The sequence below is a fragment of the Pseudomonas sp. URIL14HWK12:I5 genome (genome assembly GCF_900176445.1).
Taxonomy (GTDB): Bacteria; Pseudomonadota; Gammaproteobacteria; order Pseudomonadales; family Pseudomonadaceae; genus Aquipseudomonas; species Aquipseudomonas monteilii.
The window spans coordinates 654517-675751 of record NZ_FWXQ01000001.1 but is presented as its reverse complement, the minus strand read 5'-3'; the positions used below and the strand labels follow the sequence as shown (position 1 = coordinate 675751).

At 63.6% G+C, this 21235-nt stretch carries 19 protein-coding genes and 1 riboswitch; of the genes, 6 read left to right on the top strand and 13 right to left on the bottom strand.

Annotated elements, in window-relative coordinates; all coding sequences use genetic code 11:
* Nucleotides 1-2: 2 nt before the first annotated feature.
* The 7 genes from B9A31_RS03110 to B9A31_RS03080 all read right to left on the bottom strand — a co-directional run bounded on the left by B9A31_RS03110 (nt 3) and on the right by B9A31_RS03080 (nt 6055).
* Entirely contained in the window at nt 3-521 is a 519-nt protein-coding gene (locus tag B9A31_RS03110; protein ID WP_019097697.1) for a retropepsin-like aspartic protease family protein, read from the bottom strand.
* Nucleotides 518-1504: an esterase-like activity of phytase family protein gene (locus B9A31_RS03105; protein ID WP_019097696.1), complete on the bottom strand. Its 987-nt coding sequence runs from the start codon at nt 1502-1504 to the stop codon at nt 518-520. Before B9A31_RS03105 ends, B9A31_RS03110 begins: the two co-directional genes overlap by 4 nt.
* Nucleotides 1501-3405, bottom strand: coding sequence for a DNA topoisomerase IV subunit B (gene parE, locus B9A31_RS03100; protein WP_016712340.1), 1905 nt, complete (start codon nt 3403-3405; stop codon nt 1501-1503). Before parE ends, B9A31_RS03105 begins: the two co-directional genes overlap by 4 nt.
* 35 nt (nt 3406-3440) lie before the next feature.
* The gene (locus B9A31_RS03095; protein ID WP_016712341.1) at nt 3441-4049 is read right to left on the bottom strand and encodes a YqiA/YcfP family alpha/beta fold hydrolase; all 609 of its coding nucleotides are present in this window, start codon (nt 4047-4049) and stop codon (nt 3441-3443) included.
* Nucleotides 4050-4195: 146 nt separating this feature from the next.
* Nucleotides 4196-4993 (bottom strand): 3',5'-cyclic-AMP phosphodiesterase, encoded by a 798-nt coding sequence (gene cpdA, locus B9A31_RS03090; protein WP_026020382.1) that lies wholly within the window; start codon nt 4991-4993, stop codon nt 4196-4198.
* A gap of 1 nt (nt 4994) precedes the next feature.
* Nucleotides 4995-5447: a DUF1249 domain-containing protein gene (locus tag B9A31_RS03085; RefSeq protein WP_025752404.1), complete on the bottom strand. Its 453-nt coding sequence runs from the start codon at nt 5445-5447 to the stop codon at nt 4995-4997.
* A complete protein-coding gene (locus B9A31_RS03080; RefSeq protein ID WP_016712343.1) occupies nt 5438-6055 on the bottom strand; it encodes an NUDIX domain-containing protein in 618 nt (205 codons plus the stop codon). Before B9A31_RS03080 ends, B9A31_RS03085 begins: the two co-directional genes overlap by 10 nt.
* Nucleotides 6056-6251: 196 nt before the next feature.
* Between B9A31_RS03080 and B9A31_RS03075 the strand changes: the two genes are divergently transcribed.
* Nucleotides 6252-6998, top strand: coding sequence for an RsiV family protein (locus B9A31_RS03075; RefSeq protein ID WP_019097693.1), 747 nt, complete (start codon nt 6252-6254; stop codon nt 6996-6998).
* On the opposite strand, the gene cytX is transcribed toward B9A31_RS03075, so the two are convergent.
* The gene (gene cytX / locus B9A31_RS03070; RefSeq protein ID WP_084296649.1) at nt 6967-8250 is read right to left on the bottom strand and encodes a putative hydroxymethylpyrimidine transporter CytX; all 1284 of its coding nucleotides are present in this window, start codon (nt 8248-8250) and stop codon (nt 6967-6969) included. The two genes, B9A31_RS03075 and cytX, sit on opposite strands and share 32 nt — an antisense overlap.
* A gap of 149 nt (nt 8251-8399) precedes the next feature.
* Nucleotides 8400-10280 carry a phosphomethylpyrimidine synthase ThiC gene (thiC, locus tag B9A31_RS03065; RefSeq protein ID WP_019097691.1) on the bottom strand — a complete coding sequence of 627 codons (1881 nt, stop codon included), beginning with the start codon at nt 10278-10280 and terminating at the stop codon, nt 8400-8402.
* A gap of 154 nt (nt 10281-10434) precedes the next feature.
* Nucleotides 10435-10541: riboswitch (TPP riboswitch) on the bottom strand.
* A 160-nt stretch (nt 10542-10701) separates the two neighbouring features.
* On the opposite strand from thiC, the gene B9A31_RS03060 reads away from it, so the two are divergent.
* Entirely contained in the window at nt 10702-12138 is a 1437-nt protein-coding gene (locus B9A31_RS03060; RefSeq protein WP_084296648.1) for a TolC family outer membrane protein, read from the top strand.
* A 52-nt stretch (nt 12139-12190) separates the two neighbouring features.
* Here the strand turns inward: B9A31_RS03060 and waaA are convergent, their stop codons facing one another.
* Nucleotides 12191-13462: a lipid IV(A) 3-deoxy-D-manno-octulosonic acid transferase gene (gene waaA, locus B9A31_RS03055; RefSeq protein WP_027610049.1), complete on the bottom strand. Its 1272-nt coding sequence runs from the start codon at nt 13460-13462 to the stop codon at nt 12191-12193.
* An 11-nt stretch (nt 13463-13473) separates the two neighbouring features.
* On the bottom strand, nt 13474-14364 hold the full coding sequence (locus B9A31_RS03050) for a LysR family transcriptional regulator (RefSeq protein WP_016712349.1): 891 nt from the start codon (nt 14362-14364) through the stop codon (nt 13474-13476).
* An 87-nt stretch (nt 14365-14451) separates the two neighbouring features.
* Here B9A31_RS03050 and B9A31_RS03045 point away from each other — a divergent pair, with 87 nt between their 5' ends.
* From B9A31_RS03045 to B9A31_RS03030, 4 genes are read left to right on the top strand one after another with little or no spacing between them, the layout of a single operon-like run.
* Nucleotides 14452-14784: a DMT family transporter gene (locus B9A31_RS03045; RefSeq protein WP_008095055.1), complete on the top strand. Its 333-nt coding sequence runs from the start codon at nt 14452-14454 to the stop codon at nt 14782-14784.
* Nucleotides 14785-14830: 46 nt separating this feature from the next.
* The gene (locus B9A31_RS03040; protein WP_084296647.1) at nt 14831-16006 is read left to right on the top strand and encodes an NAD(P)/FAD-dependent oxidoreductase; all 1176 of its coding nucleotides are present in this window, start codon (nt 14831-14833) and stop codon (nt 16004-16006) included.
* Nucleotides 16003-16815 carry an aldo/keto reductase gene (locus B9A31_RS03035; protein WP_019097688.1) on the top strand — a complete coding sequence of 271 codons (813 nt, stop codon included), beginning with the start codon at nt 16003-16005 and terminating at the stop codon, nt 16813-16815. The genes B9A31_RS03040 and B9A31_RS03035 overlap by 4 nt, the downstream gene beginning before the upstream one ends.
* A 52-nt stretch (nt 16816-16867) precedes the next feature.
* A complete protein-coding gene (locus tag B9A31_RS03030; RefSeq protein WP_019097687.1) occupies nt 16868-17836 on the top strand; it encodes a hypothetical protein in 969 nt (322 codons plus the stop codon).
* A gap of 30 nt (nt 17837-17866) precedes the next feature.
* On the opposite strand, the gene hldE is transcribed toward B9A31_RS03030, so the two are convergent.
* Both hldE and msbA read right to left on the bottom strand, forming a co-directional pair.
* Nucleotides 17867-19288: a bifunctional D-glycero-beta-D-manno-heptose-7-phosphate kinase/D-glycero-beta-D-manno-heptose 1-phosphate adenylyltransferase HldE gene (gene hldE, locus B9A31_RS03025; RefSeq protein WP_019097686.1), complete on the bottom strand. Its 1422-nt coding sequence runs from the start codon at nt 19286-19288 to the stop codon at nt 17867-17869.
* Nucleotides 19289-19418: 130 nt separating this feature from the next.
* Nucleotides 19419-21227: a lipid A export permease/ATP-binding protein MsbA gene (gene msbA, locus B9A31_RS03020; RefSeq protein WP_019097685.1), complete on the bottom strand. Its 1809-nt coding sequence runs from the start codon at nt 21225-21227 to the stop codon at nt 19419-19421.
* Nucleotides 21228-21235 lie beyond the last annotated feature (8 nt).

The following is a 21235-nucleotide window of genomic DNA, read 5'->3' as shown; positions in this document are numbered from 1 at the left end:
CGTCATTTCAGGTTCTGGCGCAGTAGCATGGTGCCGCCGCGCTGGGTAAATTCAAGTTGTTTCAGGGCACTCATGCCCAGCAATACAGTTGGCCCGTCCAGGCCTGGCACCACGATTGCGCGTACGCCCTGCAGGCGGATGTCGCCCAGTTGCAGGCTGGCCAGGCGTGTGCGGTAGCCCTCGGTGCGTCCGTTGGCGGTGCTGAGCAGGACCGGGCTGCCCCGCTCCAGGTTCAGGTCCCGGGCCAATGCCTCGGGGATGGCCACGTCGGTAGCGCCGGTGTCGAGCATGAAATGCACCACCTGGCCGTTGATGGCGCCATCCACCACGAAGTGGCCCTGGCCGTTGCTCAGCAGGCGTACCTCGATAAAACCTTCGCCATGCTCGGACTGCACCTGGGTATTGGGGTTACGCTGGCTGTCTTCCCACTGGCCGAAAAAACGCGTAGCAAGAAACAGTGCCGCCGCCCAGGCGACAACCATCAGCACCCTGCCCGCGCGCTTGCCCGGCGTCTGGCTCATGGCTTGGCGCTCCAGCCGCCTTCCGGCGCATCGAAGCGCCAGACGATCGGGCGGGTTTCGCCATCGGCACGGGCACCGTTGTTGTTGTCCAGGCCAATCCAAGCGCCCTTGGCATCGATTACCAGCGCTTCAGCCAGTCCGAACGGTTGTGCGTAGCGGCGCGACTCCACCAGGGCATCTGCTGCAAACGACCAGCAGCGCTCGACCTTGCCGCTATCGACATCACGCCGGCACACCCGGTAGGCGTTGCGTTCGAGCGTGAACAGCTTGCCCTCGAACCAGGCCAGGTCGGAAAAATCACGCGAAAGCGCTCGGGCATCGGGCATTTGCGCCGGCTGCATCTCGACCCCGGCCTCGCTCAACAGCACACAGCTGCGCCCGCAAGTCCATACCGATTGCTGGCGTTCGATGGCTACCAGGCCACGCCGTTCGCGCTCGGCGGCCAGCCACAGGCGGTCGCCCGCCGGGTTGATCGCCAGGCCTTCGAACAGTGCATTGAAGTTCAGCAGCATGCCGCTGGCGCGCGCCTGGCGGACCATGGCCGGGTCGATCTTCAACCAGTCCGGTTCGCCGTCAACGGGTAACTGCAACACGGCGGCATGGGCTTCACTGGCCAGGTAGAGGTTACCCGCCTGATCACAGGTGATGCCCTCGAAGTCCAGCTCGCCTCCGCGAATGTACGACGCCGCCCAGTTGCGCGACTTCAGGCCCCACGGCAGCCCGCTTTCCGGTGGCGATGGCGGGGTAAAGGTCAGCGGTTGCGCGCGCCAGGTCGGGTTTTGCTGGTCAAAGCGGTAGATACGGTCGTCGTCGCGATCGGACACGCCCCACAGCCCTCCCCGGCATTCCACCAGGCCCGAAAGGTTGCCACCGCGCATGCCGTCGATCGGGTGTTCGGCACTGAGCTTCAGCTCGGGCCAGTTGCCCGCCAGGCTCGGCAGGGCAACCAGCGCAAGACAAACGGCAAGAAACTGCCGAATCAAACCATGACCTCGGCCAGGTTGCCTTTGGTTTCCAGCCAGCTCTTGCGGTCGCCGGCGCGCTTCTTGGCCAGCAGCTTGTCCATCAGCTCGCAGGTGGCCTGCACGTCATCCAGGGTCAACTGCACCAGGCGCCGGGTGTTCGGGTCCATGGTGGTTTCGCGCAGCTGTGGCGGGTTCATCTCGCCCAGGCCCTTGAACCGGGTGACCTGCGGCTTGCCGCGCTTCTTCTCGGCCACCAGGCGATCGAGGATGCCGTCACGCTCGGCTTCGTCGAGGGCGTAGTAGATTTCCTTGCCCAGGTCGATGCGGTACAGCGGCGGCATGGCCACATACACGTGCCCGGCCTCGACCAGCGCCCGGAAGTGCTGAACGAACAGCGCGCACAGCAACGTGGCAATGTGCAGGCCGTCAGAGTCGGCGTCGGCGAGGATGCAGATTTTGCCGTAGCGCAGCTGCGCAAGGTCGGTGGCACCGGGGTCAACGCCAATGGCCACGGCAATGTTATGCACTTCCTGGCTGGCCAGGACTTCGCCACCGTCCACTTCCCAGGTGTTGAGGATCTTGCCGCGCAGCGGCAGGATCGCCTGGAACTCCTTGTCCCGCGCCTGCTTGGCCGAGCCACCGGCCGAGTCACCCTCGACCAGGAACAGCTCTGCACGCATCGGGTCCTGGCCGGCACAATCGGCCAGCTTGCCGGGCAATGCCGGGCCCTGAGTGATGCGCTTGCGCTCGACCTTCTTGCTGGCCTTGAGGCGGCGTCCGGCGTTGCTGATGGCCAGCTCGGCCAGCTGCATGCCCAGCTCGGGGTGGGCGTTGAGCCACAGGCTGAAGGCGTCCTTGACCACGCCGGAAACGAACGCTGCCGCTTCACGCGAAGACAGGCGCTCTTTGGTCTGCCCGGAGAACTGCGGGTCTTGCATCTTCATCGACAGCACAAAGGTGATGCGTTCCCAGACGTCTTCCGGTGCCAGCTTCACCCCACGCGGCAGCAGGTTGCGGAACTCGCAGAACTCGCGCATGGCATCCAGCAGCCCCTGGCGCAGGCCGTTGACGTGGGTACCGCCCTGGGCGGTCGGAATCAGGTTGACATAGCTTTCCTGGATGCTGTCGCCGCCCTCCGGCAACCACAGCAAGGCCCAGTCAACGGCTTCCTTGTTACCGGCCAGGCTACCGCAGAACGGCTCGTCGGGCAGGCGCTGGAACTCGTTGACCGAATCGACCAGGTAAGAGCGCAAGCCGTCCTCATAGTGCCACTCGACCTTTTCGCCGCTGGCCTTGTCCTCGAAGCTGACCAGCAGGCCCGGGCACAGCACGGCCTTGGCCTTGAGCACATGCTTGAGGCGGCTGATGGAGAACTTGGGGGAGTCGAAGTACTTCGGGTCGGGGCTGAAGTAGACGCTGGTGCCGGTGTTGCGCTTGCCGACCGAGCCGACCACTTCCAGCTCGCTGGCCTTGAAGCCATCGGCAAAGGTCATCTGGTATTCGTTGCCGTCGCGCTTGACGCGCACACGCACCTGGGTCGACAGGGCATTGACCACCGAAATACCGACACCGTGCAAACCACCGGAGAACTGGTAGTTCTTGTTGGAGAACTTGCCGCCGGCGTGCAGCTTGGTGAGGATCAGCTCGACCCCGGACACCCCCTCTTCCGGGTGGATGTCCACGGGCATGCCGCGGCCATCGTCGCTGACTTCCAGCGAGTGGTCGGCATGCAGGATGACCTGCACCGAACGGGCGTGGCCAGCCAGGGCTTCGTCGACGCTGTTGTCGATGACTTCCTGGGCCAGGTGATTGGGGCGGCTGGTATCGGTGTACATGCCCGGCCGCTTGCGGACCGGGTCAAGGCCCGAGAGGACTTCGATGGCGTCTGCGTTATAGGCGCTAGCGCTGGGATTGGCCATAGGGTCTCTTCGTCAGTCTGGTGAATGCAAAAAAATCAAAATACAGAAAAGTCGAGCGCCGCATACTGCCCGCGGGCAATGCCGGCGAAGGCCAGCAGTGCCGGCAGGTGCTGGGCGAAGCCCTGGAAGCTGTGGTCGCCACCGGCCTGGATGCGCAGGGCACAGGCACGGTAATAGTGCTCGGCGTGGCGATAGTCCAGGGTTTCATCGGCGGTCTGCAGCCACACTTGATAGCGGCTGGCATCGACCGGGGCCGGTACTTCCAGCTCGGCCAGGGCCTTCACGTGATCGTGGGTCAGCTCCCAGGTTTCACCACTGTAATGATTGCGCTGGGTGCCCAGGTAACCGTCGAAATGCTTGTGCGGGGTTACCGCCGGGTTGACCAGCAGCGCTTTCAGGCCATAGCGCTCGGCCAGATGGGTGGCATAGTAGCCGCCGAGCGAGCTGCCCACCAGTAATGGCGCACCGAGTTCTGCGATAGCCGCTTCGAGTTGGGCGATGGCCTGGCGCGGGTGGTGGTGCAAGGCTGGCACGCGTAGCTGGGCCGACAGCCCCAGTTGCTGCATCACAGCCTCGAGCTGGCGCGCCTTGGTGGAAAGCGGCGAGCTGTTGAAGCCATGGATATAGAGGATGGAACCCGACATGCTGCCCCCGGAAACTGTGGCGTTGCGCCTGATGATGCGGGCGCAGGGACGCGCAGTGTAGCGCGTTCGCCGGGTTTTGACGCAGTGTCACGGGTTTCGCAACAATTTCTTCAAGAGAGCCGGGGCAGCTCCGCGCCCCGAATTCTTCAATATCCTGGGCTATCAAAATCGAGGGCAAGGGTGAAATCCAGCGCCCGCTCCACCCCGGTCTCCAGCCGCCCATCAGCATGCAGGCGCAACCAGCGGTAGCCAGGCTGCTCTTCGCTCACCTGGAATTCCTCACTGCGCGCCGCGAACTGAATGCAGGTCGACGGCGTAGCCAGCAGGCGCCGGCCATCGCGTACTTCATCCCATTCCTGATGCACATGCCCCCACAGCAACGCCCGCACCTGTGGATAAGCCTCGACGATATCGAACAGTGCCTGGGCGTTGCGCAAGCCGATCGGCGCGATCCAGGCGCAGCCGATGTCTACCGGCTGATGGTGGAAACACACCAGGCAATGGCGCTCGCCCGCCCCTTCCAGCGCGGCTTGCAGCACGGCCAGCTGGTCATCCGCCAGCAGGCCATGTGTCGCGCCATGCACTGCCGTGTTGAGCATGACAATACGCCAGGCGCCGATATCGGTTACCGCCTGCACCAGCTCCGGGGCCACTTCGGCCATGACCCGGGCTTCGTCATGGTTGCCCGGCAACCAGCGGGTGGGCACGGCAAATGGCGCGGTCAGCTCACGAAACGCTTCATAAGAGGCAACACTGGCATCCTGGGACAGGTCGCCCGTACACAGCAGCAAGTCGACAAGCGGTTGCTCACGCTGCACCTGGGCCACCACATGGCTCAGGCTGTCACGGGTTTTAAGGCCCAACATGCTGCCGGCCGGATCGGCGAAAAGGTGAGCGTCGGTCAGTTGCACCACATGCACAGGGCGCGTCAGGTCTGGCCGCATGTCAGCGAACACTTGCCAGTTCGTGACCGCAAGCCAGGCAATGGCTCAACCATTCACCGAGGAACAGGTTGAGCTGGGCCTTTTCGTCCGGCTGATGCATGGCCTTGTTAGGGTACGGATAGATGCTGCGCAGGCGCCGCGTGTGTTCGGCGCTGACCACTTCGGCCATGCGCGCATCGTGGTACACCTGCACTTCCAGGTGCGGCACAGGCAGCCACGGCAGGCTGTGCTCCTGACGTACATGCAGGGTGGTGGTGTACGGGCAGGCCAGCACCACATCGAGCACGAGCACACCGAGCATCTGGTCACCCTGGGTCATGCCGATACGACGCGAGCTCTGGGTGGTGCGCATGTCGGGCAACAGGCGCATCAGCCGGGCGTAGTTGGCCTCGCAGGCTGCCTGCAGCCCGACCAGATCGACTCGATAGCGCTCGCGCAGCAGGTTCACTTCCACATCCCTCGTACTTCGTCGCGATTCAGCGCCAGCCATTGCAGGCCGATGATGGTCGCCGCGTTGCAGATACGCCCGTCGCGCACGGCCTGCAAGGCGTCTTCGAACGACCACACGCGCACGCGAATGTCTTCGCCCTCTTCTTCCAGGCCATGAAGGCCGCCCGCCCCCTCGCTGCTGCACCGGCCAAGGAACAGATGAACGTATTCGTCACTGCCGCCGGGCGACGGGAAGTAGCGGGTCATCGGCCACAGTGCAGTGAACGTCAGGCCAGCTTCTTCTTCGGCTTCGCGGTGGGCAACTTCCTCAGGTTGTTCGTCCTTGTCGATCAGCCCGGCGACCATCTCGATCAGCCAGGGGTTATCGATCTTGCCCATGGCGCCAACGCGAAACTGCTCGATCAGCACCACTTCATCACGCAACGGGTCGTAAGGCAGTACACACACTGCATCGTGGCGCACGAACAGTTCGCGGCTGATCTCGCGGCCCATGCCTCCGGCAAACAGCTCATGGCGCAGGTGCACCTTGTCGAGCTTGTAGAAGCCCTGGAAACAGTTGGCCCGTTTGACGATCTCGACCGCCTTGGGCACCGAATTCAATGTGTCTGACATGGAAATCCTCGTTGCTACATCAACCGCCTGGTTACTGCATCGCGCCATCCTACTCTGCACGCCTGCCGGTTTCATCCCTTTCTGCCAACCGCTGGCGCACTCGGGACAGCAGGTCTTCACTCTGTTAGCTTAGTGGCGAACTGAAGGCCGCGCAGACGGTCAAAGGCCGACTTTTCCCTGTTCTGCAAGGATCATCATGACACTTGTCAAACTGACTTCCGTGGCTGTGCTGGCACTCGCTCTGAGCGCCTGCCAGAGCCTGTTCACGCCCAACTACCGAGCCCCGCTCGAGGTCAAGCGCGACGCCTGGGAGCACGTGAAACCCGGCTGCAGCGAAAGCGACTGCCCGTTGGTAAACATCGACATGGTCCACTTCCCGGCCTTGCCAAAGCTGGACGCCATCGTCGAAAAACGCCTGCTGCAACTGACCGAAGACAATCAGCATGGCACCGCGCCGAGCACCCTGCAGGCCTACGAGCAGCAATACCTGGCCAGTGCCGACAAACGTAACAGCAGCTACCTGCAAGCCAAGGTACGCGAGCAGCATGACGGGCTGGTGATCATCGAATTGTCCAGCTACCTGGACAGCGGTGGCGCCCACGGCATGCCGGGGCGTGGCTTCATCAACTATTCGCGCAAGCTGGACAAGGTGCTGACCCTGCAGGACATGCTGGTGCCCGGCCAGGAAGACACCTTCTGGAAAACCGTCGAGGAGTCGCACCGGGCCTGGCTGATGAGCGTGGGCATGGACAAGGACGCCGAGTTCGTCAAAACCTGGCCGTTCAAGAAATCGCCGCACATCGCCCTGACGTACGGCGCAGTCGTGGTCAAGTATGAGGTCTACGCCATCGCGCCCTATTCCATGGGCCACGTGGAACTGAAGATCCCCTACCCACGCCTGAATGGCGTGCTCAAGCCTGAACTGTTTCCCGGTCGCGGCTGAGGCTCAGCAGCCCGTGCAGCAGCCCTGCCAGCACCAGTGCCGGCAGGGTCGCCCCGAAGTCCGGCGCCTGTGTAGCGATGACATGGTAAGCCGCCACACCCACCACCCAGGCCAGCAGCGCCTGCCAGTGCAAACCACCCACTTGGGCCGGCAGGCGACGGCGACGCACCACGTAGTGGTCCATCAGCACCACGCCGAACAGCGGCGCGAACACCGAGCCGATCAGTAGCAGGAAGTTCTCGTACTGGGCCAGCGGCGCCAGCAAAGCGATCAGGGTGCACAGCACGCCAATGGCCAAGGCCAGGTGCTCGACCTTCACCGGCACCAGCACACCGGTGGACACGGCCGCCGAATGGATGTCGGCAAAGGCCTTTTCCGACTCGTCCAGCAAAATCAGCAACAGCGGAATACCCATGCCGGCGGCCGCCAGGGCCAGCAGCAGGGCATTGACCTCGCCATTGGCAGCGAAGGCCAGGGTATAAGCCACGCCCAGGCTCATCAGCCAGGTGTTGCCGATAAAGTAGCCCACTACCGTACCGCCAAATACATGCTTGCCGTTGCGGGCGAAGCGCGAGTAGTCGGCGATCAGCGGCAGCCACGAAAGGGGCATGGCAATGACGATGTCGAAGCCTACCGCCAGCGACATCGAGCCGTCCCCGGCGCGGCTCCACAGATCAGCCAGATCAGCTTTGGCGAACAGGTTCCAGGTCAGCCAGACGCAAGCACCCAGCAGCAACCAGATACCCCAGGCGCGCAGTACCTTGCGCACGAAGGCCAGTGGCCCGCTCACTGCCAGCAAGGTGGCCAGGGCACCGAAGCACAGGGTCCACAGCATCGGGCTGTTCCAGGCACTGTCTTCGCCGAAGGCGCGCGCGCCCGGCAGGCTGGCAGCATCGCGCATGACAATGATCTCGAACGCGCCCCAGCCGACCAGTTGCAGCAGGTTGAGCAGCGCCGGCAAGCGCGCGCCGTGGCCGCCCAGGCTGAGTTTCAGGGTGCCCATGGCCGACAGGCCGGTGTCGCTGCCGATCACACCGGCAGCCCCCAGCAACAGCACGCCCACGCCGGTGCCCAGTGCGATGGCCAGCACTGCGCCCGCCAGGCCCAGACCGGGGGCCAGCATGGCGCCTACCTGCAGCACCATCAGGCCGATGCCGAGGGAGAACCACAGCGAGAACAGGTCGCGGGCACCGAAGATGCGCTGGTGGGTGGGGACCGGGTGGTCGGGGGAAAATTGGCTGGGGGTGGTCATTGTTATGTTCGCCAGAAGGATTGATAGGGTTTCGCCGACCCACTCAGGGAGCGGGCTTGCCCCGCGAAGGCGTCAGGCCTGCCAAACGCGTTGGCGCAGCTGACGCGTTCGCGGGACAAGCCCGCTCCCACAGTGGAGAAACGGCGCTTTTACACTTTGTGGTACAGCTGGCTGCCTTCCTGGCGGAACCGCTCGGCCTGCTCGCGCATGCCTTCTTCGACCGACACGTCCACGGTCTCGATCCTGGCGGCGTATTCACGCACTTCCTGGGTGATCTTCATCGAGCAGAACTTCGGCCCGCACATCGAGCAGAAGTGCGCGACCTTGGCCGATTCCTTCGGCAGGGTCTCGTCGTGGAAGGCACGGGCAGTGTCCGGGTCCAGGCCCAGGTTGAACTGGTCTTCCCAACGGAACTCGAAGCGCGCCTTGGACAAGGCGTTGTCACGAATCTGCGCGCCCGGGTGGCCCTTGGCAAGGTCGGCGGCGTGCGCGGCGATCTTGTAGGTGATGATGCCGGTTTTCACGTCGTCCTTGTTCGGCAGGCCCAGGTGCTCCTTGGGCGTGACGTAGCACAGCATGGCGCAACCGAACCAGCCGATCATCGCCGCACCAATGCCCGACGTGATGTGGTCGTAACCCGGTGCAATGTCGGTGGTCAGCGGGCCGAGGGTGTAGAACGGCGCCTCGTCGCAGCACTCCAGCTGCTTGTCCATGTTCTCCTTGATCAACTGCATCGGCACGTGGCCCGGGCCTTCGATCATGCACTGCACATCGTGCTTCCAGGCGATCTTGGTCAGCTCGCCGAGGGTTTCCAGCTCACCGAACTGCGCGGCGTCGTTGGCATCGGCAATCGAGCCAGGGCGCAGGCCGTCACCCAGCGAGAAGCTGACGTCGTAGGCCTTCATGATTTCGCAGATTTCGTCGAAGTGGGTGTACAGGAAGTTTTCCTTGTGGTGCGCCAGGCACCACTTGGCCATGATCGAGCCACCACGGCTGACGATGCCGGTAACACGTTTGGCGGTCAGCGGCACATAGCGCAGCAGCACGCCGGCGTGGATGGTGAAGTAGTCCACGCCCTGTTCAGCCTGCTCGATCAGGGTGTCGCGGAACAGCTCCCAGGTCAGGTCTTCGGCCACGCCGTTGACCTTTTCCAGCGCCTGGTAGATTGGCACGGTACCGATCGGCACCGGCGAGTTGCGGATGATCCACTCGCGGGTTTCGTGGATGTGCTTGCCGGTGGACAGGTCCATGACCGTGTCCGAACCCCAGCGGATGCCCCAGGTCAGCTTGGCCACTTCTTCCTCGATCGAGGAACCCAGGGCGCTGTTGCCGATGTTGCCGTTGATCTTCACCAGGAAGTTGCGGCCGATGATCATCGGCTCCACTTCCGGGTGGTTGATGTTGGCCGGGATGATCGCGCGGCCACGGGCGATTTCCTGGCGGACGAATTCGGGGGTGATTTCTTTCGGGATGTTGGCGCCGAAGCTGTGGCCGGCGTGCTGCTCTTTCAGCAGGCCGGCGGCGCGGGCCTCCTGCAGCTTCATGTTTTCGCGGATGGCCACGTATTCCATCTCGGCGGTGATGATGCCACGGCGGGCATAGTGCATCTGCGAGACGTTGGCGCCGGCCTTGGCGCGGCGCGGGTTGCGCACGTGGGCAAAGCGCAGCTTGGCCAGTTCGGCATCGTTCAGGCGCTGCTGGCCGAAATCGGAGCTCAGGCCGTCCAGGCGCTCGGTGTCACCACGGGCGTCGATCCACGCCGAACGAACGTCGGCCAGGCCCTTGCGCACGTCGATGATCACGTTGGGGTCGGTGTACGGGCCAGAGGTATCGTAGACCAGCACCGGGGCATTGGTTTCGCCACCGAAATCGGTCGGGGTATCGTCCAGGCTGATTTCACGCATGGGCACACGGATATCCGGGCGCGAGCCTTCGACATACACCTTGCGCGAACGCGGGAACGGTTGCACGGACTGCTGATCGACTTGTGCCGATTCGCTGAGGTTGATCGCTTTTTCTTGTTTGGTCATCACAGGCTCTCCAGACGGCTTCCTAGCAGTGGAATGTCGGGGTGAACCTGAATGGCGCGGACACACCCATGATGGGTGCAGTGCCGGATATGGGGGTGCCTGAAGCTGCATGCAGCTGCGACATTCCCGGACCTGGCACAAGAGGCTCCCCGGGAAGGCGAGCAATCTTGTTCCCTACGCAGGCGCTAACCTGATCAGGTTCAACGGGATCCGCACCTCTGCGATCTCAGCCTTTGCTTCAAGGCACCCCGACAAGAACATGCGCAGTCTAGACTGGAGTGGTCGGCAAAGCCAAGCGGGTAAATGCGCGGTTGATGAAAGGCACACCTGGCGATTGTTGCCGGGGGCGCATGGCACTACACTGGCCCGTCATCCGATACTCAACAGTTCAGTAATTAAATTTCGTACAAGGATTGCCTCTATGCTGCGCAAACTCTCACTGGCGATAGCCGTGTCTTGTGCGTCCAACGGAGTGGTCTGGGCAGCGGACGTGCCCCCGACAGTGAAGACCGACCTGGTCAGCGTCTACCAGGAAGCGGTGGACAACAACGCCGACCTGGCCGCCGCCCGCGCCGATTACGGCGCCCGCCGCGAAGTGGTGCCACAGGCCCGCGCCGGGTTGCTGCCCAACCTGTCGGCTGGCGCCGAGATGATGAACACCCGCACCAAGCTGGACGAGCCGTCTGCCACCACCAACCGCAGCGGCAATACCTGGAGCGCCACCCTGGCGCAGCCGATCTTCCGCGCGGACCGCTGGTTCCAGCTGCAGGCTGCCGAAGCGGTCAACGAACAGGCGGCACTGGAGCTGTCGGCCACTGAACAGAACCTGATCCTGCAGTCCGCGCAGAGCTACTTCGCCGTGCTGCGCGCCCAGGACAACCTGGCCGCTACCAAAGCCGAAGAAGCTGCCTTCAAGCGCCAGCTCGACCAGTCCAACGAACGTTTCGATGTGGGCCTTTCGGACAAGACCGACGTGCTGCAGTCCCAGGCCAGTTACGACACCGCCCGGGCCAACCGTATCATCGCCGAGCGCCAGGTGCAGGATGCATTCGAAGCGCTGGTCACCCTGACCAACCGCGAATACACCTCGATCCAGGGCGTAGTGCATACCCTGCCGGTACAGGTGCCAACCCCGAACGATGCCAAAGCCTGGGTCGAAACCGCCGGGCGCCAGAACCTCAACCTGCTGGCTACCAACTATGCGGTTTCCGCCGCTGAAGAAACGCTGCGTCAGCGCAAGGCAGGCCATGCACCGACGCTCGATGCGGTGGCCAAATACCAGAAAGGCGACAACGACAGCTTCGGCTTCACCAACCCTGCACCGGCCCCTGTTTCACGCTATAGCGGTGACGTCGAGCAAACCAGCATCGGCCTGCAGCTGAACATCCCGATCTACAGCGGTGGCCTGACCAGCTCGCAAGTACGCGAGGCCTACCAGCGCCTGAGCCAGAGCGAGCAGCAGCGCGAAAGCCTGCGCCGCCAGGTGGTGGAAAACACCCGCAACCTGCACCGCGCGGTGAACACCGACGTGGAACAGGTGCAGGCGCGCAAGCAGTCGATCATCTCCAACCAGAGTGCGCTGGAAGCCACTGAAATCGGTTACCAGGTGGGTACCCGCAACATCGTCGACGTGCTCGATGCCCAGCGCCAGCTGTACACCTCGGTGCGGGATTACAACAACAGCCGCTATGACTACATCCTCGACAACCTGAGTCTGAAGCAGGCGGCCGGCACCCTCAGCCCGCAAGACCTGCAGGACCTCAAGCGCTACCTGAAGCCGGACTACAACCCGGACAAGGACTTCCTGCCGCCGGACTTGGCTGCGGCGGCTGCCAAGAACTTTGTGCGCAGGCCTTGATATAGATGCTGGATTCTTCGCGGGTTTACCCGCGAAGAAGGCCACACAAAAATCAGCGCAGGAGCGCGCCCAGCCCATCAAGCAACCGCTGCAATGCCCCCTGATTGGCCCGCATCACCGCCCTGCCCGCCTCGCCCATGCGCTGTGCATCCTGCGGCAACTCGACCAACCGCCGCACTGCCCCGGCCAGCCCGTCGGCATCGTCCACCTGCTGCAACGCCCCCGCCTCACGCAGCATCGCGCTGATTTCAAGGAAGTTGAACACATGCGGCCCCATCAGCACCGGCAACGCCAGTGCTGCCGGCTCCAGCGGGTTGTGCCCACCCGTCGCCACCAGGCTGCCACCGACAAAGGCAATATCGGCCAGCGCATACAGGAACAACAACTCACCCATCGTATCGCCAAGCAATACCTGGGTTTGCGCGTCGACGGGCGTGCCGGCAGAGCGCCGCACGGTAGCGAATTGCTCGCTGCACAGCACATGCACCGCATTGAATCGCTCGGGATGGCGCGGCACCAGGATCAGCAACGCATCACCATGCACCTGTAGCAACTGCCGGTGCGCCTGCAAAATCAGCGCATCCTCGCCTTCATGGGTACTGGCCGCAATCCACACCGGGCGCTGCTCAGCCCCCCATTGCGCGCGCAGTGCCTTGGCACGCGGGAGCAGTTGCTCATCAATCTTCAGGTCGAACTTGATCGAACCGGTGACCTGCACGCACTCAGGGCGCGCGCCCAAATCACGGAAGCGCTGGGCCTCGGTTTCGGTCTGCACCGCAATCAGGCTCATCTCCGCCAGCATTGGCCGTGTCAGCTTGGCAAAGCGCCCATAGCCACGGGCCGAGCGCTCGGACAACCGCGCATTGGCCAGCGCCACCGGGATGCCGCGTTTGGCGCACTGGTGAATGTGATTGGGCCACAGCTCGGTTTCCATGATGATGCCCAGCTTCGGCTGCACATGGTCGAGAAAGCGCCCGGCCGCCCAGGGCAGGTCGTAGGGCAGGTAGCAATGCTGCACGCGTGGTTCGTCGGCGAACATGGCGCGAATGCGCTCGGAACCGGTCGGCGTCATGCAGGTAAGCGTGATCGGCAGGCCCGGGTAGGCCTTGAGCAAGGCACGCACCATCGGCGCTGCTGCGATGCTTTCGCCCACCGATACCGCGTGCACCCAAATGCCACCCTGGCGCATGGCCGGCAGCTTGAAGGCAAAGCGCTCGCCGATGCGTTGGCCATAGGCCGGCGCCTTGCGTGCGCGCAGGTAAAGGCGCAGCGCAACCAGCGGCAGGCCCAGGTGAAATAGCAAGGTATAGAGTGTTCTGTTCATGGCGGCGGAGTTTACCCGATCGCACGCAAGTGCACTGCAAAGCGCTCGGCCAGCCACTGCGCCGCAGGCCCCAGCGGCTCATCACGGCGCCAGGCCAGTTCTGCCACGAGTGCCGGCGGGCGCCACTCGCTGTCCAGTTCGACCATGTGCGCCTGGTAAGTCGGGTACTGCACCACATGCCGCGGCAACCAGGCCCAGCCCAGGCCGCGCATCAACAGTTCGGCCATGGCGTAGAAGCTGTCGGCACGCCACACCTGCGGGCTGACTGCTTCGCCACCGGGGTAACCGCTTTGCTGTGGCGTGATGAGGAGTTGTCGGTGGCGGGCCAGTTGCTGGCGGGTGACCCGGCCCTCACCTGCAAGCGGATGGCCGACAGCGCACACCGTGACCATCTCCACACTGCCCAGGGCGCGCCGCTCCAGCGATGCCGGCATGCTTTCGTGGTGGAAGAACAGGCCCAGGTCGGCGCGGCGCTCCACCAGCTTGCGCGCCACATCACCTTGCGCACCACTGGCCAATTGCACTTCTAGAAATGGATAGCGGCTGGCCAGTTCGTCGAGGCTGTCGATCACCGGCTGATAAGGCATGGCTTCGTCCTGCGCCACCCGCAGCAAAGCCTCCTGCCCGCGCATCAACGCAAGGGCGCGGCCATCCAGGCGCTCGCACTGGCGCAACAGTTCGCGGGCATCTTCCAGCAGTGCACTGCCGTTTTCGGTCAGCTTCGGCTGCCGGCCACTGCTGCGCTCGAACAGGGTGACCCCCAGGTCGGTTTCAAGCAGGGCAATCGCGCTGCTGATGGCCGACTGCGCCTTGCGCTGCTCCCGGGCCACGGCAGAAAACGAGCGCAGTTCAGCGACGCGCAGGAAGGTGCGCAGTTGCTCAAGATTCCATTGCTCTGCCATCAACCTATCTCCCCTACTGATAGGTAATGACTTTACCCCATCCAGGTAGCGTCTAGAATGCCCGACCAGTTACCGGAGGATCCTGCCATGAATGCCTACACCTACCTCGCCATCGCCATCTGCGCCGAAGTCATTGCCACCGCTTCGATGAAAGCAGTGAAGGGCCTGAGCACGCCATTGCCGTTGCTGCTGATGGTGGTTGGCTATGGCATCGCGTTCTGGATGCTGACCCTGGTGGTGCGCAGCATTCCGGTGGGCATTGCCTACGCCATCTGGTCCGGGCTGGGGATCGTGCTGATCAGTGTGGCGGCGCTGGTGATCTACGGGCAGAAGCTGGATGTACCGGCGATGCTGGGCATGGCGATGATCGTGGGTGGGGTGGTGGTGATTCAGCTGTTTTCCAAGACTGCCGGGCACTGAAGCTGCCTGTATACTTGTCAGCTGTCCCAGTCTTCGAGGTACCGCCATGCCATCTGCCATTTCCACTGACGTGCTGATCGTCGGCGCCGGGGTCGCAGGCCTCTGGCTCAATGCCCGCCTGCGCCGCCTGGGGTATTTGACAGTGCTGGTGGAACGCGCCAGCCTTGGCGGCGAGCAGACCATCAAGTCTCAAGGCATCATTCACGGTGGTACCAAGTACGCCCTGCAAGGTGCCCTCACCGGTGCTTCGGAAGCCATCGCCGACATGCCGCGCCGCTGGCGCGAAGCCTTGAGCGGTAGCGGCGAGCTGAACCTGAGCAACACCCGCCTGCTGTCCGAGGCCCACTACCTGTGGTCGCCAGGCACTCTGGCCGGCAACATCACCAGCTTCTTCGCGAGCAAGGCCGTGCGCGGCCGGGTCGACCAGGTAAAAGGCGAGCAACTGCCGCCCGCCCTGCAAGACCGCGCTTTCAAGGGCAAGGTCTATCGCCTGGCCGAACTGGTCATCGACGTACCAAGCCTGCTGGCCAACCTGGCCGACCTGGCGGGCGACAGCCTGCTGGCCGGGGAACGCATCGAGCCGCTGCGCGAAAGCGACGAACTGGTCGGCCTGCGCGTCGATGGCCGCGACATCCGTGCCCAGCGTATCGTGCTCAGCGCCGGTGCCGGCACCGAGGACCTGCTGCATGCCTTGGGCCTGAAGCTGCCTGCGATGCAAATTCGCCCGCTGCACATGGTCATGGCCAAGGGCCCTAACCTCAAGCCGCTGTATGCACACTGCCTGGGCGGCGGCCCCAAGCCACGGGTAACAGTGACGACTCACCCGGCTGCTGATGGCCAATGGGTCTGGTACCTGGGCGGGGATCTGGCCGAAGCCGATGGCGTGGCACGTGAGCCGGCGGCACAGATTGCGGCGGCGCAGAAGGAAATAGCCAACCTGTTGCCATGGGTAGACCAAAGCCAGGTCCGTTGGGCCACCTTGCGCGTCGACCGCGCCGAACCTGCGCAGTCCGGCCTGGTGCGCCCGGACAACGCCTTCCTCGCCGACCAGCAACGCCTGTTGGTGGGCTGGCCGACCAAGCTGGCCCTGGCGCCGGACTTCAGCGACCGGGTCATCAGCCACCTGGAGCGCGACGGTATCCGCCCGCAGGCACAAGCCGAACTGGCCGGCCTGCCACGCCCACCGCTGGGTGTGCCGGCCTGGGAGCAACTGCTGCCATGACCCTGCCAACCCTGCACGACTTCCACCGCCCGCTGGGCAGCACCGGTTTCAAGGTTTCACCGCTGGGCCTGGGCACGGTCAAGCTGGGCCGCGACCAAGGCGTGAAGTACCCCACCGGCTTCACCATCCCCGGCGATGACGAAGCCCGCCTGCTGCTGGCCCAGGCCCGCGAGCTGGGCATCAACCTGATCGACACCGCCCCGGCGTATGGCCGCAGCGAAGAACGCCTGGGCCCCCTGCTGCGCGGCCAACGCGATGAGTGGGTGATCGTGAGCAAGGTCGGTGAAGAATTCGACAGCGGCCAGTCGCACTTCGACTTCAGCGCCGCCCACACACGTCGCTCGGTGGAGCGCAGCTTGCGCCGCCTGGAAACCGATCGCATCGAACTGGTGCTGGTGCATTCCGACGGCAATGACCTGGCGATCCTCGAACAGCAGGAGGTCTACCAGACCCTGGCTGAACTTAAGCAGGAGGGCAAGATCCTCGGCTTCGGCCTGTCTGGCAAGACCGTGGCCGGCGGCCTGAAAGCACTGGAACAGGGCGACTGCGCCATGGTCACCTACAACCTCAACGAGCAGGCAGAACGCCCGGTACTGGACTACGCTGCCGAGCACGGCAAGGCCATCCTGATAAAGAAGGCCCTGGCCAGTGGACATGTCTGCCTGGCCCCGGGCGTTGACCCGGTGCAGGCCAGCTTCGAACTGCTGTTCGCCCACCCGGGCGTCAGCAGTGCTATCGTCGGCACCATCAACCCGCTGCACCTGGCCCACAATGTGGCCACCATCGCCCGTATCCTGGGCCAGCATTGAGTTTCCCCAGGCCCAAGGGCCTGGCGACTGACCCGACGCAAGGAGGAGCCTCGTGGCGCGAACGCTGATCCGCAAGAACCCGAGCAACTTCAAGACACTGCCGCTGCATGTCGAGGCCACGCCCGAAGGGCTGATTTATCAAAGTATCGGCATGCCGCTCAACTTTGCCCAGACCCAGCAACGGCGCAAGGCCATCCAGCTACCCGACACGCAGCACTTCGTGGCCGAACTGGCCAACCTGGGCGTGTCGGTGCGCCTCACCCTGCATTGGCAAAACCGCGATTACTGGGTGCTGGTGCGCCAGCGCCGGCAAGACCGGGGCGATGTGGTGCTGAAACTGATTTCCGGCTATGTACCGGCACAGGAGCTGAACCTGCCATTGCACACGGCGGTGCAGGAAGTGGCTGAGGAATGCCTGCTGGAAACCCCGGAAGGCTGGCTGGGCGGGCGCTTCAACGATACCTGGCTGCCCGTGCCGTATGCCGCCGCCCTGCACTATCGCGAAACACCGCACTTCCTGCTGACCCCGCAGTCCGGCGCCGCCCGCCCCGTGCACTGCGGCAACCTGATGCTACTGGAGCGGCCACGGGCCTATGTGCACTTGCCCACCGCCTCGCTGCAACTGATCTACGACATGCGCCTGCAGGTGCCCCGTGAAGCCAAGAAACTGAGCCTGTTCCACGTCGATGAGCGACTGGAGAGCGGCCAGCTGGTAGCGCGACTCAACCGCAAACGGCCAGACCTGTACCTGATGCCGTTGAAGGACGGCCAACCGCTGGCGGAGCTGTATACGCTGAAGAAGGATGAGTTGGTGCCGGCGAGTACGCGTGGGCTGTACCTGGCAGAGAGTTTTGCACGGCAGGAAGGCTGGGTGGTGAAGGACGAGCGAGTGCGCTGGAAGGACTGGGTGAAACAGCAGGGGTTGGTGGAGCCCAAGCCGTTGCGGGCATCGCACTTGCAGCGGTTTGGTGACAAAGCGCGGGCGCTGCTGGAGCGGGCGCGTACTAGCCTGAATAAGTGATATTGGGGCTGCTTTGCAGCCCCAGCGTTATCAGTTCTTGCGAATCTTCTCGACAATCGCCGTGGTCGAGCTGTTTTCGACCAGGCCCAGCACCTTCACGGTACCGCCATAGGCCTTGACGATATCGGCGCCCACCACCTGGTCGATGCCATAGTCGCCACCCTTGACCAGCACATCCGGCTTGACCTGGCTCAGCAGGTTTTCCGGCGTGCCCTCAGGGAAACTGATCACCCAATCCACCGCCCCCAGGCCGGCCAGAACGGCCATGCGCCGGTCGACGCTGTTGATGGGCCGCCCTGGCCCTTTGAGCCGGCTGACCGAGGCATCGTCGTTGACCGCGACGATCAGGCGATCGCCCTGGGCCCGCGCCTGCTCAAGGTAGGTGACATGCCCGGCATGCAGAATGTCGAAGCAGCCATTGGTGAAGACGATCTTCTCTTTGTGCGCCCGCGCATCATCGATGGCCAGCAGCAGTTGCTCAAGGCCCAGCACACCGCGCTCGGAGCCTTCCTCACGCTGGATGGCCCGTCGCAGTTCGGGGGCGCTGATCGCAGCCGTACCCAGCTTGCCAACCACGATGCCTGCCGCCAGGTTGGCCAGCGCCACCGCGTGGGGCAGGTCCTCGCCAGCCGCAATAGCCGCCGCAAGGGTGGAGATGACAGTATCACCGGCACCGGTCACATCGAACACTTCGCGCGCCCGCGCCGGCAGGTGCAGCGCCGGCTGCCCCGTGCGCAGCAGGGTCATGCCGTGCTCACCACGGGTCACCAGCAAGGCGCCCAGGTCCAGGTCCTGCAGCAGTTGCACACCTTTGGCAACCAGCTCGGCCTCATCAGCGCAACGGCCAACGATGGTCTCGAACTCGCTGAGGTTCGGGGTGATCAGGCTAGCACCGCGGTAGATGGAGAAATCCTTGCCCTTGGGGTCGGCCAGCACCGGAATACCCTTGGCTCGCGCCGCCTGGATCAGGCTCTGGTGGTTTTTCAGTGCGCCCTTGCCGTAGTCGGAAAGGACCAGCACCTTGACGCCTTCGAGCAAGCTGTCGACTTCCGCACCCAGCGACAGCGGGTCGGTGGCGAACGGCTCTTCGAAATCGATACGCAGCAACTGCTGGTGACGGCTCATGACCCGCAGCTTGACGATGGTCGGCTGGTGCGCGATGCGCTGGAACACCGAACGCACACCGGCAGCTTGCAGGCTGTTGGCCAGGCTGTCGGCAGCTTCATCCTGGCCGGTGACGCCGATCAGCGAAGCCGGCGCGCCCAGCGCAGCGATGTTCAAGGCAACGTTGGCCGCACCGCCTGGGCGATCTTCGATCTGATCGACCTTGACCACCGGAACTGGCGCCTCAGGCGAGATACGCGAAGTACCGCCATGCCAGTAGCGGTCGAGCATGACATCGCCGACCACCAGTACCGGGGCTTGATCGAAACGCGGCATGGACAACTTCATGGGCAACCCATATGGAAATAATGAACAGGGGCAGGATATTAGCACAGGGTAGTCGACGGCTTTATGGCCAGATCGTCCCCGGAAAATTCCCGTGACAATCGGGGCCATGATGGCCCCGATCAAGGAGGGTTCACGTGATATCGGCCTTGGCCGGCTCATCCAGCCCCATCGCATGCAGGCGGGCATAATGGCCATTAGCCGCAAGCAGCTCGGTATGGGTGCCGCGCTCCACCAGGCGGCCCTGATCCATGACCAGGATCTGATCGGCCTTCTCGATGGTCGACAGGCGGTGGGCGATCACCAGCGTGGTGCGGCCTTGCATCACATGGTCCAGGGCAGCCTGGATGTGCCGCTCGGACTCGGTATCCAGCGCCGAGGTGGCTTCGTCGAGAATCAGCAGCGGTGCGTTTTTCAGCAGCGCCCGGGCAATCGCCAGGCGCTGGCGTTGGCCGCCGGAAAGCAGCACACCGTTCTCACCCACTTCGGTATCGAAGCCCTTGGGCAACCGGTCGACGAACTCCTTGGCGTAGGCGTCGGCCGCAGCAGCTTCGATATCTGCGCGCGGGGCGCCAGCCAGGTCGCCGTAGGCGATGTTATTGGCCACGGTGTCGTTGAACAAGGTGACGTGCTGAGTCACCTGCGAAACATGGCGGCGCAGGTTACGCAGGCGATAGTTCTCGATTTCCACGCCATCGAGCAGAATCTGCCCTTGGTCGTGGTGATAGAAGCGCGGGATCAGCGCGGCCAGGGTCGACTTGCCGCTGCCGGAGCGGCCCACCAGGGCGATCATTTGCCCTGGCTCGGCGACAAAGCTGATGTCGCTTAGCACTTCGCGCTCGGTACCCGGGTAGGTGAAGCTCAGGTTGCGCACTTCCAGGCGCCCTTCCACGCGTTCCTTCTCGACAGTACCGGTGTCCAGCTCAGGTTCTTCGTCCAGTTGCTCGAAGATGCTTTCTGCACCGGCCAGGCCCTTCTGGATGGTCGAGCTGACTTCCGAAAGCTGGCGGATCGGTTTGGGCAGCAGGCCGGCGGCGGTGATATAGGCAACCAGGTCGCCAGCCGTGGAGTCACCGCGCAGGAACAGCACCAGGAACATGAGCGCGGCCATGGCGCTGTAGATCACCAGCTGCAGCATCGGCGTGTAGAGCGAGCCGGTCTTGGTCATGCGCAATTGCTTGTCGGTATTGCTCTGGCTGGCCTTGCCGAAGCGCTGTTCCTCATAGGCTTCGCCACCGAAGCTGCGCACCACGCGGTAGCCCTGGATGGTTTCCGAGGCAACGTGGGTGACATCACCCATGGCCACCTGGATCTTCTTGCTCTGCTTGCGGAATTTCTTGCTGGCAACGCTGACCATCACCGCAATTACCGGCAGGATGGCGACCATCACCAAGGTCAGGTGCCAGTTCATCCACAACAGGTAGGCGAACAGGAACACCACGGTCAGGCCTTCGCGGATCACCACCTTGATGGCGTCGGTCGCCGCGCCGGTGACCATGGTCACGTTGAAGGTGATGCGCGAAATCAGGTGCCCGGAGTTATGGTTGTCGAAATAGCGGTTGGGCAACACCAGCAGCTTGTTGAACAACTCCACCCGCAGGTCATGCACCAGGCACAGGGACACCTTGGCCAAGAAGTAGTTGCCGAGGAACGAACCCAGGCCCTGCCACGCGGCGATCAGGATGATCAGCAGCGGCACTGCCTGCAACAATTGTAGGTCGCGCAGGTAGGGCACGTTGGGGAACAACACCGCTTCGGGGTTGCTCAGCCCATCGACGAAGTATTTGAGGATGCCCGCCAGCATTGGCTGGGTCGAGGCAAAGATCACGAAACCGACAATGCTCAGCAGGAAAATGCCGACATAGGGTTTCACATAGCTCAGCAGCCGGAAGTAGATCTTCAGGCTGGAGGTGTGCTCCGCCGGTCGCGGTGTTTCGGCCATTATCGAGC

Coding starts and splice junctions, on each gene's coding strand:
- B9A31_RS03110 (WP_019097697.1), bottom strand. CDS start 521: ATGAGCCAGACGCCGGGCAAGCGCGCGGGCAGGGTGCTGATGGTTGTC.
- parE (WP_016712340.1), bottom strand. CDS start 3,405: ATGGCCAATCCCAGCGCTAGCGCCTATAACGCAGACGCCATCGAAGTC.
- B9A31_RS03095 (WP_016712341.1), bottom strand. CDS start 4,049: ATGTCGGGTTCCATCCTCTATATCCATGGCTTCAACAGCTCGCCGCTT.
- cpdA (WP_026020382.1), bottom strand. CDS start 4,993: ATGCGGCCAGACCTGACGCGCCCTGTGCATGTGGTGCAACTGACCGAC.
- B9A31_RS03080 (WP_016712343.1), bottom strand. CDS start 6,055: ATGTCAGACACATTGAATTCGGTGCCCAAGGCGGTCGAGATCGTCAAA.
- B9A31_RS03075 (WP_019097693.1), top strand. CDS start 6,252: ATGACACTTGTCAAACTGACTTCCGTGGCTGTGCTGGCACTCGCTCTG.
- cytX (WP_084296649.1), bottom strand. CDS start 8,250: ATGACCACCCCCAGCCAATTTTCCCCCGACCACCCGGTCCCCACCCAC.
- thiC (WP_019097691.1), bottom strand. CDS start 10,280: ATGACCAAACAAGAAAAAGCGATCAACCTCAGCGAATCGGCACAAGTC.
- B9A31_RS03060 (WP_084296648.1), top strand. CDS start 10,702: ATGCTGCGCAAACTCTCACTGGCGATAGCCGTGTCTTGTGCGTCCAAC.
- waaA (WP_027610049.1), bottom strand. CDS start 13,462: ATGAACAGAACACTCTATACCTTGCTATTTCACCTGGGCCTGCCGCTG.
- B9A31_RS03050 (WP_016712349.1), bottom strand. CDS start 14,364: ATGGCAGAGCAATGGAATCTTGAGCAACTGCGCACCTTCCTGCGCGTC.
- B9A31_RS03045 (WP_008095055.1), top strand. CDS start 14,452: ATGAATGCCTACACCTACCTCGCCATCGCCATCTGCGCCGAAGTCATT.
- B9A31_RS03040 (WP_084296647.1), top strand. CDS start 14,831: ATGCCATCTGCCATTTCCACTGACGTGCTGATCGTCGGCGCCGGGGTC.
- B9A31_RS03035 (WP_019097688.1), top strand. CDS start 16,003: ATGACCCTGCCAACCCTGCACGACTTCCACCGCCCGCTGGGCAGCACC.
- hldE (WP_019097686.1), bottom strand. CDS start 19,288: ATGAAGTTGTCCATGCCGCGTTTCGATCAAGCCCCGGTACTGGTGGTC.
- msbA (WP_019097685.1), bottom strand. CDS start 21,227: ATGGCCGAAACACCGCGACCGGCGGAGCACACCTCCAGCCTGAAGATC.